Source organism: Halanaerobium hydrogeniformans, from assembly GCF_000166415.1.
Lineage (GTDB): Bacteria > Bacillota > Halanaerobiia > Halanaerobiales > Halanaerobiaceae > Halanaerobium > Halanaerobium hydrogeniformans.
The window spans coordinates 2,098,287-2,111,253 of the sequence record NC_014654.1 but is presented as its reverse complement, the minus strand read 5'-3'; the positions used below and the strand labels follow the sequence as shown (position 1 = coordinate 2,111,253).

Here is a 12,967-nt window from a genome sequence, read left to right as displayed (position 1 = left end):
TGAGATGGCGATTAAAAGTTTTAAACCAACCACACCTTCTAGGCGTTACATGACCGTTTCATCTTTTGATGATATAACAACTGATGAGCCGGAAAAGAGTTTGTTAGCTCCTATTAAAAGACAGGGTGGACGTAATGTAGATGGTAGAATTACCAGCCGTCATCAAGGTGGTGGCCATAAACGCCGCTATCGTATAATAGATTTTAAGCGGGATAAAGATGGAATTCCTGCAAAAGTAAAAACTATAGAATATGATCCAAATCGTTCTGCAAGAATTGCTCTTCTGCAATATGTAGACGGAGAAAAAAGATATATTCTTGCGCCAAATAAAGTTCAAGTAGGAGATACCTTAGAAACTGGAGCTGGAGCTGATATTACAGCAGGTAATGCACTAAAGCTTAAAGATATCCCTGTTGGTACAATAGTTCATAACGTAGAACTCCAGGCTAAAAAAGGTGGACAGATTGCTCGTTCTGCTGGAACAATGGCACAGCTTCTTGCAAAAGAAGGAAAATTTGTTCATTTAAAAATGCCTTCAGGTGAAGTTAGATTAATTCATCAAGAATGTAAGGCAACAATAGGACAGGTTGGTAATATTGATCATGAAAATATAACAATTGGTAAAGCCGGACGCACCCGCTGGAAGGGTAAAAGACCTCACGTGCGTGGTGTAGTAATGAATCCTCATGACCACCCACACGGTGGTGGAGAAGGTAAGTCACCTGCTGGTAGACATCCTGTGACACCTTGGGGTAAACCTACTATGGGTAAAAAGACACGGAAACCAAAACGTTCAGATAAGTATATTATCCGTTCCCGTCATGCTAAGAAACGCAAATAGTAGAAAGGAGGATTATAGATGGCTAGATCTGTTAAAAAGGGACCTTTTGTCTCAGAAAAATTAATTGCTGAAATCAGAGAAATGAATGAGAGTGGAAAAAAACAGGTTATTAAAACCTGGTCTAGAAGCTCAACCATTTTCCCTGAAATGGTTGGACATACAATTGCTGTCCACGATGGCCGCAAACATGTACCTGTATATATAACTGAAGAAATGGTAGGGCATAAGTTGGGAGAGTTCGCTCCAACAAGACTCTTCAGAGGTCACGGCCGCCATACAGAACGCTCAACAGCACTTAAATAAAGAATTAGGTATTAAGGGGGTTTTAAAATGGAAGCTAAAGCAGTTGCAAAGCACCTGCGTATTACTGCCCGTAAAGCGAGACTGGTTACAGACTTAATTAAGGGCAAAGATGTTAATACAGCAGTTGCAATTTTAAAGAATACACCAAAAAAAGCTGCTAAAATGGTAGAAAAAGTATTAAATTCAGCTGTAGCAAATGCTGAAAATAATCATGATATGTTCGTAGATGACCTGATTGTTAAAGAAGCTTTTGTTAATGAAGGTCCTACTATGAAAAGATGGAAACCACGTGCACAGGGTCAGGCTAGCCCTATCAAAAAAAGAACTAGTCATATCACAGTCGTTTTAAGCGATCAAAAGGAGGGATAGAACTTGGGTCAAAAAGTAAATCCACATGGTCTCCGAGTCGGAGTTATTAAAGATTGGGATGCAAAATGGTATGCAGATAAACAAGATTATTCCAAACTTTTAAAAGAAGACCAGGAGATCCGCAATCATGTTAAGGAGAAGATGTATGAAGCTGGAATTTCTAGAATTGTTATAGAAAGAGCTGCTAACAGACTTAAACTTGATGTCCATACTGCTAGACCTGGTATGGTTATCGGTCGCGGTGGTTCTGAAGTAGAGGCTTTAAGAAATGAAGTAGAAACTTTAACAGGTAGAACTGTTCAGATAAATGTTGTAGAAGTAGAAGATCCAGAAATGAATGCTCAATTAGTAGCTGAAAATATAGCTGCACAGCTTGTAAGAAGGATTTCCTTTCGTAGAGCTATGAAACAGGCATTAAACCGTGCAATGCGCATGGGTGCTGAAGGTTTTAAGGTGCAGAGCAGTGGCCGTTTAGGTGGAGCCGAAATGGCAAGACGTGAAGGTTACAGTCAAGGTAGTGTTCCACTGCATACTTTAAGAGCAGATATCGATTATGGTTTTGCAGAAGCTGATACAACATATGGTACAATTGGAGTTAAAGTATGGATTAATAAGGGAGAAATACTTCCCGAGATAGACGAATAGATAGATTATGCAGGAAAGGAGGCTCTTTGATGTTAGTACCAAAAAGAGTTAAACATCGTAAGCAAATGAGAGGAAGAATGAAAGGTAAAGCTGTACGGGGTACAGAAATCACCTTTGGTGAATATGGCCTACAGGCTTTAGAACCCGTGTGGATAACCAATAGACAGATAGAAGCTGCTCGTGTTGCCCTTACTAGAAGCATTAAACGTGGAGGTAAGGTATGGATAAAGATTTTTCCAGATAAACCGGTAACAGCTAAGCCAGCCGAAACTAGAATGGGTAGTGGTAAAGGTGCTCCGGAAAAATGGGTAGCAGTAGTTAAGCCTGGGAGAATTATGTTTGAGCTAGCTGGTGTTCCAGAAGAGGTTGCCAGAGAAGCAATGCGGCTTGCATCTCACAAACTGCCAATTAAAACAAAATTTGTAGCAAGAGAGGGAATGGATGGTGAGGCCGATGAGAGCTGATGAATTAAGAAATTTAACTGAAGCAGAGTTAGAACAAAAAGCCCGCGAATTTAAAGAAGAATTATTTAACCTCCGCTTTCAGCATGCAACAGCACAGCTGGATAATCCAATGCGGATCAAAGAGGTTAAGAGGATTATTGCCCGAATTAAAACAATTTTGCGGGAAAGAGAACTTAATTTAGAAAGGGCATAATTCTTTTTTGAAAGGAGGTTTCTCATGGAAAGAAATAATCGTAAAGAAAGAGTAGGGATCGTTGTCAGTGACAAAAGAGACAAAACAATAACTGTTGCTGTTGAAAGAAGAACTCAGCATCCTGAATATAAAAGGGTAATTAAGAAAACAAAAAAATATACAGCACATGATGAAGAAAATGTTTGTAATGAAGGTGACAAAGTTAAAATCATGGAAACTCGCCCCTTAAGTAAAACAAAAAGATGGCGTTTAATTGAAATTCTTGAAAAAGCAAAATAAGTCCTGTTAGTAGAAAGGAGGGCCTGAAAATGATACAATCTGAAAGCCGTTTGAAAGTCGCGGATAATTCAGGTGCCCGTGAACTATTATGTGTTAAAGTACTTGGCGGCTCCAAAAAGAAATATGCTAAAATTGGAGATGAAATTATTGTCAGTGTGAAAGAAGCTATTCCAGATGGAATGGTAAAAAAAGGTGAGGTAGCAAGAGCAGTTATTGTTAGAACCAAAAAACCTTTAAAACGCAGAGACGGCACCTACATTAAATTTGATGAAAATGCAGCAGTTATTATAGATGATAATAATAATCCTAAGGGTACACGTATTTTTGGTCCTGTGACCCGTGAATTGAGGGAAAAGAATTTTATGAAGATTATCTCCCTTGCACCGGAGGTATTATAAAGGAGGGGATTAGATTGAGAATAAAAAAAGGTGATACTGTGGAAGTTATCACAGGTAAGGATAGAGGAAAACGCGGTGAAATTTTGAGTGTTATACCAAAAAAAGACCGTGTCATTGTGGAAGAAGTTAATATTGTACATCGTCATATGAGTCCTACCCAGGATATGCCACAGGGTGGAATTATTGAAAATGAAGCACCAATACATGCTTCAAATGTTCAACTCGTCTGCCCCCGTTGTGATGAGAAAACCAGGGTTGGAGCTGAATATTTAGATGATGGAACAAAAGTTAGAAAATGCAAACAATGTGATGAAATAATTGATAAATAATAATTGGAAGGAGGTCCAGAAATGTCAGTATTAGCTACAGAATATAGAGAAGAAATTCTACCCCAACTAGTTGAGAAGTTTTCATACAATAATGTTATGGAAGCTCCAAAATTAGAAAAAGTTGTTGTCAATGTTGGGTTAGGTGATGCTAAAGAAGATACTAAACTTCTGGATACTGTTGTAGATGAGGTTGCCAGAATAACCGGGCAGAATCCTACAGTTACAAGGGCAAAAAAATCCATTGCTAATTTTAAAATTAGAGAGGGAATGCCTGTAGGAGTTAAGGTTACCCTGCGTGGTGAGTATATGTATGAGTTTTTGTACAAACTTATAAATATTACTATGCCTCGTATTCGTGACTTTAGAGGAGTATCTCCTAAGTCATTTGATGGAAGAGGTAATTACAGTCTTGGAATAAGTGAACACACTGTTTTTCCAGAAATTAATATTGATGATGTAGATAATGTCCATGGAATGGAAATTACTATAGTTACTTCTGCTGAAACAGATGAAGAAGCATTCGAATTATTATCAATAATGGGAATGCCTTTTAAGAAATAAAGACCTATAAACTGAAGGAGGTTTTAGTTTTGGCACGTAAAGCTTTAATTGAAAAGGCCAACAAAGAGCCTAAGCATGAAACACGTAAAGTGAATCGCTGTAATAGATGTGGTCGTTCACGTGGGTATATGAGAAAGTTTGATCTTTGTAGAATTTGTTTCCGTGAATTAGCCCATAAAGGCGAAATTCCTGGAGTTAAAAAAGCAAGCTGGTAAAACTGGAAGGAGGTTTGTAAATGAATATAACAGATCCAATAGCAGACATGCTGACCCGGATTCGTAACGCAAATAGTGTGGGTAAAGGCAGAGTAGATATACCTGCTTCAAATATTAAAAATAATATTGGTGAACTGCTTAAAAGAGAAGGTTTTATTTCTGATGTAAAATTAGTAGAAAGAAAGCCTCAAAATATGATTCGTGTATATTTAAAATATGGAGAAAATGATGAAAAAGTAATTACTGGATTAAAAAGAATTTCAAAACCAGGCTTAAGAGTATATGTAAATAAAGATGAAGTTCCTAGAGTACTCGGTGGTCTTGGTATAGCCGTAATTTCTACTTCTCAGGGTGTTATGAGTGATAAAGAAGCCAGAGAAAAAGGAATCGGTGGAGAAGTTCTCTGCTATGTATGGTAAGGGAGAACTTTTAAGATAAAATCTACGGAGGTGAAATTTATGTCACGTATTGGTAAACTACCTATAGAAATACCGGAAAAAGTTGATGTTAGCGTTGACGGCCAGAAGGTCACAGTAAAAGGACCAAAAGGCGAATTAGAAAGAGAATTTAAAGCTGGTATTGATATTAAAGTTGAAGATAATGAAATAATTGTTGAGCGTAATGGCGATGACATCGAATCTCGTTCTATGCACGGACTTGTTAGAAGTTTAATTGAAAGCATGGTTAACGGTGTTACTAAAGGCTTTGAGAAAAAACTTGAGATGGTAGGTGTTGGATACAGTGCTCAGGTGCAGGGTAATAAATTAAAACTTGAGGTTGGTTACTCTCATCCAGTAATTATTGAAGCTGAAGGAGAAATTGAGTTTGAAGTTGAAAAAAATACTAATATTACCGTAAAAGGTATTGATAAACAGCTTGTTGGTGATACAGCGGCTAAAATTCGTGAAGTAAGGAAACCAGAGCCTTATAAAGGGAAAGGTATTAAATATGTTGGAGAACATATTAGACGTAAGGTAGGTAAAACTGGTTAATAGAAAGGAGTGAGTCTGATGGGTAAAAGAGAAGCAAGAATAAAACGCCATCAAAGAATTAGAAATAAAGTTGTGGGAACACCTGATCGTCCAAGAATGAATGTAACCCGCAGTTTAAAGCATATATATGTACAAATTATAGATGACCTTTCTGGAGAAACCATTGCTTCTGCATCTACTCTTGATCCAGTTTTGCGCGATGAAGTTGATGTAGCAAGTAATAAAGAAGCTGCTGCAAAAGTTGGTAAACTTGTTGCACAAAGAGCTCTGGAAAAAGAAATTGATACAGTTGTATTTGATAGAAGTGGTTATAAATATCACGGTCGAGTTAAAGCTCTGGCTGATTCTGCCCGAGAAGAAGGGCTAAAGTTTTAAATAAGGAGGTAAATTAATGAAAAAAATAGATGCAAGCAAACTCAACCTTGATGAACGAGTAGTAAATATTAATCGTGTTTCCAAGGTTGTAAAAGGTGGCCGTAGATTTAGCTTCAGTGCTTTAGTTGTTGTAGGTGATGAAGACGGCCATGTTGGTGCAGGTATCGGTAAAGCTAATGAAGTACCTGAAGCCATCAGAAAAGGTATTGATGCAGCGAAAAAAGAGATTATTAAAGTACCTATTGTAGATACTACTATTCCACATGAAATAACTGGAGTATTTGGAGCTGGAAGAGTTCTTTTAAAACCAGCTGCACCTGGTACTGGTGTAATTGCAGGAGGTCCTGTAAGAGCGGTAATTGAACTTGCTGGTATTAGTGATATTTTAACAAAATCTCTTGGTACATCAAATCCGATTAATATGATCAATGCTACAATGACTGGTCTTAAAGAATTAAAAAGTGCAGAAGAAGTTGCCAAATTAAGAGGCAAATCTGTTGAAGAATTAATTGGATAATATAGAAGGAGGTGTAAGGATGAAACTTAACAATTTAAAACCTGCAGCTGGATATAAAAAAGATCGCAAAAGAGTTGGTAGAGGTACCGGTTCTGGTCGTGGTTATACATCTGGTAGAGGTGCCAATGGACAGAATTCACGTTCCGGTGGTAGTGTTCGTCTGACTTTTGAGGGAGGACAGACTCCTCTTTTTAGACGTTTTCCTAAACGAGGTTTTAATAATAAATTTAAAAAAGAATTTAATATAGTTAATGTTTATCAATTAAATAGATTTTCAGCTGATGATACAATAAGTCCAGAAGTATTAATAGAAGCTGGTTTAATCGATAAAGTTGCAAAAAATGGTGTTAAAATATTAGGCAAAGGTGAAGTAACCGTTGCACTTAATGTTAAAGCACACGCATTTTCAGCTTCTGCAAAAGATAAAATTGAAGCTGCTGGCGGAAAGCCAGAGGTGATTTAAATTGCTAAAAGCTCTCAGTAATGTATTTAAAATAGAAGAACTTAGAAATAAAGTTTTATTTGTGCTTGCTATGATGGCAGTTTATCGTCTGGGAGCACATATACCTGTTCCAGGTGTAGATGTTGCATTACTCCAAGAGCGCCTTTTTGCAGGCCAATTTGGTGGAGCTCTAGATTTTCTCGACCTTTTTGCTGGTGGTGCTCTAAGTAATTTTACGATTTTTGCTATGAGTATTACACCCTACATTACCGCTTCAATTATTTTGCAGTTATTGACTGTAGTAATTCCTAAATTAGAAGAATTGTCTAAACAGGGTAATGAAGGACGTAAAAAGATCGCCCAATATACTAGGTATGGAACAATTGTTTTAGCTGTTATTCAGGCTTTTGGTATTACACTTTATATACAGCGTTTTGGAGCAATTCCAGATCCAAGTATTTTTGATATAGTTTTGATTATAACTAGTTTAACAGCAGGTACTGCTTTCTTAATGTGGTTGGGAGAACAGATTACTGATAAAGGAATTGGAAATGGTATTTCTATTATCATTTTCACATCTATTATCTCACGTTTCCCTTCTGATATGTATAACACATATGAACTATTACAGGCTGGAACTATTTCTATCTTAAATGTAATGATTTTCGGTGTTTTAGCAGTTATTATAGTTGCTGGTATTATTTTTGTTCAGCAGGGTGAAAGAAGAATACCGGTTCAATATTCTAAAAGAATTGTAGGAAGAAAAGTATATGGTGGTAGAAGTACTCATATACCTATGAAGGTAAATCAGGCTGGTGTTATTCCAGTTATCTTTGCTTCATCTGTGCTACTTTTCCCGGGTATAATCGCTGAAGTACTACCTTATGATTGGGCAGCTTCAATTTCAAATATGCTTAGTCCAGGTTCTACACTTTATTTAGTATTATATGGACTGATGATCTTATTCTTTACTTATTTTTATACTGCTATAACCTTTAACCCAGAAGAAGTTGCAGATAATATGAAAAAATATGGTGGGTTTATTCCTGGAATAAGACCAGGACGTTCTACTGTAAGATATCTTGATAAAGTCTTAATGCGCGTTACATTAGCAGGAGCAATCTTCTTAACGATAGTTGCACTACTTCCATTTGTTATGAGACCATTAACTGGAGTAGCAATTAGTTTTGGTGGTACATCACTACTAATTATGACAGGTGTTGCTTTACAGACAATGCAGCAAATTGAATCTCAACTCCTGATGAGACATTATGAAGGTTTTATGGATTAAAAAGGAGGATGGACAATGGATATTGTTTTACTTGGACTACCCGGTGTTGGCAAAGGAACTCAAGCAAAAATGTTAGAAAAAACACTTGGTATTCCTCATATTGCTACTGGAGATATCTTCAGAAAAGCAATTAAAAAGAAAACAGCACTTGGTAAAAAAGCTGAGTCATTTATAGAAGCTGGTGAACTTGTACCAGATGAAATTACTATTGGAATCGTAAAAGAAAGGTTATCTGAGCCAGATTGTGAGGAAGGCATGATTCTTGACGGGTTTCCAAGAACAATTAAACAGGCTGAAGCTCTTGATAACATTTTAGCTGAACAAAATAGAGGGCTTGATATATCAATTTTTCTACAGGCTGAGAAAGAGGTTCTGATTAAAAGATTGTCAGGCCGAAGAGTTTGTGTAGACTGTGGAGCAACCTATCATATAGAAAATATGCCACCTAAAAAAGATAATATCTGTGATGAGTGTGGTGGCAATGTTGTTCAGCGAAGTGATGATGAAGAAGAAACTGTAAAAAACAGAATAGAAGTTAACAAAGAAAAAACTGTTAAACTTGCAGACTATTATAGGAATCAGGGAATTTTAGAAGAGGTTCAAAGTACAGGTGGAATAGAAAATGTACAAAACAAATTAATTAAGGTAATTGAGGCGTATAGATAATGATCATTTTGAAATCAAAACGTGAGATTGATATAATGCGTAAAGCAAATAAAATTGTTGCAGATACTCATTCCTATCTGGCAGATAAAATTGAGCCTGGAATTTCTACTGCAGAAATAGACAAATTATCAGATCAATATATACGCAGTAGAGGTGCTTTACCCTCATTTAAAGGTTATCAGGGGTTTCCTGCCTCAGTTTGTATCTCGATTAATGAAGAAGTAGTACATGGGATTCCAAGTAATAATCGTTTTCTAAAAGACGGTGATATTGTTAGTATTGATATTGGGACCTTTTATGACGGTTTTAATGGAGATGCTGCCAAAACCTATGCAGTTGGTGAAATTTCTAAAGATGCCAGAAAACTATTAGATGTAACAGAAAAATCTCTTCATATAGGTATAGAGAAAGCTGTTATTGGCAACAGATTATTTGATATTTCACATGCAGTTCAAAACTATGTTGAAAGTAATGGGTTTTCTGTAGTTCGTGATTATGTAGGTCATGGAATTGGTAGAGATATGCATGAAGATCCTCAGGTTCCTAATTTTGGGCCACCAGGAAAAGGTCCAAAATTAAAAGTTGGTATGACTCTGGCAATTGAGCCTATGGTTAATATGGGGAGTTATGAGGTTGAAACTCTTGAAGATGACTGGACAGTTGTTACAAAAGACAGAAGTTTATCTGCCCATTTTGAACACACAATAGTGATTAATGAGAACGGTTTTGAAATTTTAAGCCGGGATTAAGTTTTATTGCAGAAATCAATAGATATATGGTATAATATGCAGTGCGTGTTCAAAGAGATATCAAATTAAAATATAAATTGAAGTTGTCAAATTAAATTATTATTTAAATAAGAGGAGGCTAAATAGTTTATGGGAAAAGAAGATCCTATTGAAGTCCAGGGTACGGTTGTTGAACCCCTACCAAATGCAATGTTTAGAGTGGAATTAGAAAATGGACATAAAGTTCTGGCACATGTTTCAGGAAAAATGAGAATGAATTTTATAAGAATCTTACCTGGTGACAAGGTTACTGTAGAACTTTCTCCCTATGACTTGAGTCGGGGCCGGATTACTTATCGACATAAAGCGAAATAAATTACCGCAAGGGGTGATTGTTAATGAAAGTGAGACCATCAGTTAAGCCGATCTGTGACAAATGTAAAGTAATCAGACGCAAAGGTAAAGTAATGGTCATCTGTGAAAATCCAAAGCATAAGCAAAGACAGGGATAAAAATACTGGAGGTGAAATAATGGCTAGAATAGAAGGTGTTGATCTACCAAGAAATAAAAGGGTAGAGATTGGATTGACATATATTTATGGTATTGGAAAAACAACTTCTCAGAATATACTTGAAAATACTAGTATTGATCCAGATACCAGGGTTAAAGATTTGACTGAAGCCGAAATCTCTTCTTTGAGAAAAGAGATTGACAATAATTATATTGTTGAGGGTGAACTGAGAAGGGAAAAAAGAGCTGATATTAAGAGATTAAAAGATATAGGTTGTTATAGGGGTCTTCGTCATCGTAGAGGATTACCTGTACGTGGTCAGAGAACTAAAACTAATGCTCGGACACGTAAAGGACCTAAAAAGACTGTTGGTATAAAAACTAGAGCAGCAAAAAAACCGGAATAGAGTAAGGAGGGATTTATTTAATATGGCTAAATCTAAGAAGAAAAAAGCAAGAAGAAGAAAAAAAGTTAAGCGAAATATAGAAAAAGGTCAGGCCCATATAAAATCTACTTTTAATAATACAATAATTTCAATTACTGATACTGAAGGTAAAGTAGTTGCCTGGTCAAGCGCTGGGAAAGTTGGTTACAAAGGATCACGAAAAAGCACTCCTTTTGCAGCTCAACTTGCAGCAGAAAATGTAGCTGATGAGGCTAAAGATATGGGACTTAAGGAAATAGAGATTTTTGTTAAAGGACCCGGCTCAGGAAGAGAGTCTGCAATTAGAACTCTTCAGGCAGCTGGTTTAAATGTTACTTTAATCAAAGATATAACCCCTATTCCCCACAATGGATGTAGACCACCAAAAAGAAGACGTATATAATTATAAAAGGAAAGTTGAGGTGTAAAAATGGCAAGATATACAGGTTCAGTTTGTAAATTATGCAGGCGTGAAGGTGAAAAATTATACCTTAAGGGCGCCCGTTGTTATAGTAAAAAATGTTCTTTTGATCGTAGACCATATGTTCCTGGAGAACATGGCCAGGGGCGTCATAAAGTATCAGAATATGGTTTGCAATTACGGGAAAAACAAAAAGTAAGAAGAATTTATGGTATTATGGAAAAACAGTTCAGTAATTATTTTAAATCAGCTGAAAACACTGCTGGTGTAACAGGTGAAAACTTCTTACAGCTCTTAGAGAGAAGACTTGATAATGTAGTTTACAGAATGGGTTTTGCTAGTTCCAGAAATGAAGCAAGACAGTTTGTATTACATGGACATATCAAAGTAAATGGACGCAAAGTAGATATTCCTTCATATCAAGTTGATGTAGATGACGTTGTTAGTGTTAAAGATTCAAGTCGCAAATCTAAGCGTTTTAAAGAGGTTTTTGAATATAATTCAGATTTTGCAACTCAGGAATGGATAAATTCTGATTTAGAAAAAGCAGAAGGAACAGTTGTAGCATTACCAGAGAGGGAAGATATCGATTATCCGGTTGAAGAACACCTGATTGTCGAGTATTATTCACGGTAAATGAATACCCTCAGTCATAAAATTGTCCATATAAGGAGGGTAAACTGATAATATGATAGAAATTGAAAAACCACGTGTGGAAAGACTTGAAAGTGATGATAATTACGGACGTTATGAAATTTCTCCTCTGGAAAGAGGTTATGGTACTACTTTAGGTAATTCTCTGCGCAGAATTTTATTGTCTTCTTTACCGGGAGCTGCTTTAACATCGGTTAAAGTCGAAGGAGTAAAACATGAATTCTCAGCTATTTCTGGTGTTGTAGAGGACATGACAGATTTAATCTTAAATCTGAAAGAGGTAGTTGTTAAATTTTCCGGTGAAGAGCAGTCAACTATCAGGATTGAAGCAGAGGGAGAAGGAGAAGTGACAGCTGGTGACTTTATTACCTCAGGTGATGTCCAGGTAATAAATAAAGATCATCATATTGCAACTCTAGCAGAAGATGGCAGGCTACTTTTGGAAGCTACTGTAGAAAAAGGTAGAGGTTATCATACTGCAGAAGAAAATAAAGATCATTTTGATAAAGTTATAGGTTTAATCCCTATTGATTCTTCATTTAGCCCTATTGAAAGAGCTAATTTTAATATTGAAAACACTAGAGTTGGCCAGGTTACTGATTATGATAGATTAATTTTAGAAGTAAAAACTAATGGTAGTATTCATCCAGATGATGCAATTAGTCTTGCAGCTAAAATCATGGTAGAGCATTTAGAATTGTTTATTAATTTAACAGATGAAATTGAAGATGTTGAAATCATGGTTGAAGTTGAAGAAGAGGAAAAAGATAAAATTCTTGATACTACAATAGAAGAGTTAGAATTATCAGTTCGTTCTTCTAATTGCTTAAAAAGAGCTGGAATTAATACTGTTGAAGAACTTGTTGATAAAACAGAAGATGATCTAATGAAAGTTCGTAATTTAGGTAAAAAGTCTTTACAGGAGATAAAAGATAAACTTGATGAACTTGAATTAGAATTAAAAGATACTGAAATATAAGGAGGGAGTTTAGATGTCTAAGCGTAAACTTCAAAAAACATCTTCACATCGTAAAGCTATGTTTCAAAACATGGCAACCTCATTATTCCGACATGGGCGGATAGAAACAACTCTGCCTAAAGCTAAGGAATTGAGATCTTATGCTGAGAAGATCATTACCACTGCCAAGAATAACGATTTAAGTTCAAGGCGAAAGGTAATGGATAAAATAAAAGATAAAGAAGTTGTGACAAAATTGTTTGATGAAATAGGACCAAAGTATTCTGATAGACCAGGTGGATATACCAGGATTTTAAAGATGTATCCCCGCAGAGGAGATGCAGCAAAAAAGGCAATAATTGAACTGGTTGAATAATCCGAAATGTAGGT

At 36.1% G+C, this 12,967-nt stretch carries 26 protein-coding genes; all 26 read left to right on the top strand.

Features of this window, described 5'->3' with window-relative positions; genetic code table 11:
• Window positions 1-4 precede the first annotated feature (4 nt).
• Window positions 5-841, top strand: a complete 837-nt coding sequence (gene rplB / locus HALSA_RS09755) for a 50S ribosomal protein L2 (protein WP_013406407.1) — start codon at window positions 5-7, stop codon at window positions 839-841.
• An 18-nt stretch (window positions 842-859) separates the two neighbouring features.
• A complete protein-coding gene (gene rpsS / locus HALSA_RS09750; protein ID WP_013406406.1) occupies window positions 860-1,144 on the top strand; it encodes a 30S ribosomal protein S19 in 285 nt (94 codons plus the stop codon).
• A 27-nt stretch (window positions 1,145-1,171) separates the two neighbouring features.
• On the top strand, window positions 1,172-1,513 hold the full coding sequence (rplV, locus tag HALSA_RS09745; protein ID WP_013406405.1) for a 50S ribosomal protein L22: 342 nt from the start codon (window positions 1,172-1,174) through the stop codon (window positions 1,511-1,513).
• Window positions 1,514-1,516: 3 nt separating this feature from the next.
• Window positions 1,517-2,158 (top strand): 30S ribosomal protein S3, encoded by a 642-nt coding sequence (rpsC, locus tag HALSA_RS09740; RefSeq protein WP_013406404.1) that lies wholly within the window; start codon window positions 1,517-1,519, stop codon window positions 2,156-2,158.
• 29 nt (window positions 2,159-2,187) lie between these two features.
• Complete coding sequence (rplP, locus tag HALSA_RS09735; RefSeq protein ID WP_013406403.1) at window positions 2,188-2,622, top strand: 50S ribosomal protein L16; 435 nt, start codon at window positions 2,188-2,190, stop codon at window positions 2,620-2,622.
• Window positions 2,612-2,815, top strand: coding sequence for a 50S ribosomal protein L29 (rpmC, locus tag HALSA_RS09730; protein WP_041595821.1), 204 nt, complete (start codon window positions 2,612-2,614; stop codon window positions 2,813-2,815). Before rplP ends, rpmC begins: the two co-directional genes overlap by 11 nt.
• A 24-nt stretch (window positions 2,816-2,839) precedes the next feature.
• Window positions 2,840-3,094 carry a 30S ribosomal protein S17 gene (gene rpsQ, locus HALSA_RS09725; protein WP_013406401.1) on the top strand — a complete coding sequence of 85 codons (255 nt, stop codon included), beginning with the start codon at window positions 2,840-2,842 and terminating at the stop codon, window positions 3,092-3,094.
• Window positions 3,095-3,123: 29 nt separating this feature from the next.
• On the top strand, window positions 3,124-3,492 hold the full coding sequence (rplN, locus tag HALSA_RS09720; protein ID WP_013406400.1) for a 50S ribosomal protein L14: 369 nt from the start codon (window positions 3,124-3,126) through the stop codon (window positions 3,490-3,492).
• 14 nt (window positions 3,493-3,506) lie between these two features.
• Window positions 3,507-3,821, top strand: coding sequence for a 50S ribosomal protein L24 (rplX, locus tag HALSA_RS09715; RefSeq protein ID WP_013406399.1), 315 nt, complete (start codon window positions 3,507-3,509; stop codon window positions 3,819-3,821).
• Between the two features lie 21 nt (window positions 3,822-3,842).
• Window positions 3,843-4,382 (top strand): 50S ribosomal protein L5, encoded by a 540-nt coding sequence (gene rplE, locus HALSA_RS09710; protein WP_013406398.1) that lies wholly within the window; start codon window positions 3,843-3,845, stop codon window positions 4,380-4,382.
• Window positions 4,383-4,411: 29 nt separating this feature from the next.
• The gene (locus HALSA_RS09705; protein WP_013406397.1) at window positions 4,412-4,597 is read left to right on the top strand and encodes a type Z 30S ribosomal protein S14; all 186 of its coding nucleotides are present in this window, start codon (window positions 4,412-4,414) and stop codon (window positions 4,595-4,597) included.
• Window positions 4,598-4,617: 20 nt separating this feature from the next.
• Window positions 4,618-5,016 (top strand): 30S ribosomal protein S8, encoded by a 399-nt coding sequence (gene rpsH / locus HALSA_RS09700; RefSeq protein WP_013406396.1) that lies wholly within the window; start codon window positions 4,618-4,620, stop codon window positions 5,014-5,016.
• Between the two features lie 39 nt (window positions 5,017-5,055).
• On the top strand, window positions 5,056-5,589 hold the full coding sequence (gene rplF, locus HALSA_RS09695; protein WP_013406395.1) for a 50S ribosomal protein L6: 534 nt from the start codon (window positions 5,056-5,058) through the stop codon (window positions 5,587-5,589).
• An 18-nt stretch (window positions 5,590-5,607) separates the two neighbouring features.
• Window positions 5,608-5,964, top strand: coding sequence for a 50S ribosomal protein L18 (gene rplR / locus HALSA_RS09690; protein WP_013406394.1), 357 nt, complete (start codon window positions 5,608-5,610; stop codon window positions 5,962-5,964).
• A gap of 16 nt (window positions 5,965-5,980) precedes the next feature.
• The gene (rpsE, locus tag HALSA_RS09685) at window positions 5,981-6,481 is read left to right on the top strand and encodes a 30S ribosomal protein S5 (protein WP_013406393.1); all 501 of its coding nucleotides are present in this window, start codon (window positions 5,981-5,983) and stop codon (window positions 6,479-6,481) included.
• Window positions 6,482-6,500: 19 nt separating this feature from the next.
• The gene (gene rplO, locus HALSA_RS09680; RefSeq protein WP_013406392.1) at window positions 6,501-6,944 is read left to right on the top strand and encodes a 50S ribosomal protein L15; all 444 of its coding nucleotides are present in this window, start codon (window positions 6,501-6,503) and stop codon (window positions 6,942-6,944) included.
• Between the two features lies 1 nt (window position 6,945).
• Window positions 6,946-8,214: a preprotein translocase subunit SecY gene (gene secY, locus HALSA_RS09675; protein WP_013406391.1), complete on the top strand. Its 1,269-nt coding sequence runs from the start codon at window positions 6,946-6,948 to the stop codon at window positions 8,212-8,214.
• 15 nt (window positions 8,215-8,229) lie between these two features.
• Window positions 8,230-8,880 carry an adenylate kinase gene (locus HALSA_RS09670; RefSeq protein ID WP_013406390.1) on the top strand — a complete coding sequence of 217 codons (651 nt, stop codon included), beginning with the start codon at window positions 8,230-8,232 and terminating at the stop codon, window positions 8,878-8,880.
• On the top strand, window positions 8,880-9,629 hold the full coding sequence (map, locus tag HALSA_RS09665) for a type I methionyl aminopeptidase (RefSeq protein ID WP_013406389.1): 750 nt from the start codon (window positions 8,880-8,882) through the stop codon (window positions 9,627-9,629). The genes HALSA_RS09670 and map overlap by 1 nt, the downstream gene beginning before the upstream one ends.
• 129 nt (window positions 9,630-9,758) lie before the next feature.
• On the top strand, window positions 9,759-9,983 hold the full coding sequence (gene infA, locus HALSA_RS09660; protein ID WP_013406388.1) for a translation initiation factor IF-1: 225 nt from the start codon (window positions 9,759-9,761) through the stop codon (window positions 9,981-9,983).
• A gap of 23 nt (window positions 9,984-10,006) precedes the next feature.
• Entirely contained in the window at window positions 10,007-10,120 is a 114-nt protein-coding gene (gene rpmJ, locus HALSA_RS09655) for a 50S ribosomal protein L36 (protein WP_013406387.1), read from the top strand.
• Between the two features lie 19 nt (window positions 10,121-10,139).
• On the top strand, window positions 10,140-10,526 hold the full coding sequence (gene rpsM, locus HALSA_RS09650) for a 30S ribosomal protein S13 (RefSeq protein ID WP_013406386.1): 387 nt from the start codon (window positions 10,140-10,142) through the stop codon (window positions 10,524-10,526).
• A gap of 22 nt (window positions 10,527-10,548) precedes the next feature.
• On the top strand, window positions 10,549-10,947 hold the full coding sequence (rpsK, locus tag HALSA_RS09645; RefSeq protein ID WP_013406385.1) for a 30S ribosomal protein S11: 399 nt from the start codon (window positions 10,549-10,551) through the stop codon (window positions 10,945-10,947).
• Window positions 10,948-10,974: 27 nt separating this feature from the next.
• Entirely contained in the window at window positions 10,975-11,601 is a 627-nt protein-coding gene (gene rpsD / locus HALSA_RS09640; protein WP_013406384.1) for a 30S ribosomal protein S4, read from the top strand.
• 52 nt (window positions 11,602-11,653) lie between these two features.
• Window positions 11,654-12,598, top strand: coding sequence for a DNA-directed RNA polymerase subunit alpha (locus HALSA_RS09635; RefSeq protein ID WP_013406383.1), 945 nt, complete (start codon window positions 11,654-11,656; stop codon window positions 12,596-12,598).
• Between the two features lie 13 nt (window positions 12,599-12,611).
• Complete coding sequence (gene rplQ, locus HALSA_RS09630; RefSeq protein ID WP_013406382.1) at window positions 12,612-12,953, top strand: 50S ribosomal protein L17; 342 nt, start codon at window positions 12,612-12,614, stop codon at window positions 12,951-12,953.
• The last annotated feature ends 14 nt before the right edge of the window (window positions 12,954-12,967 follow it).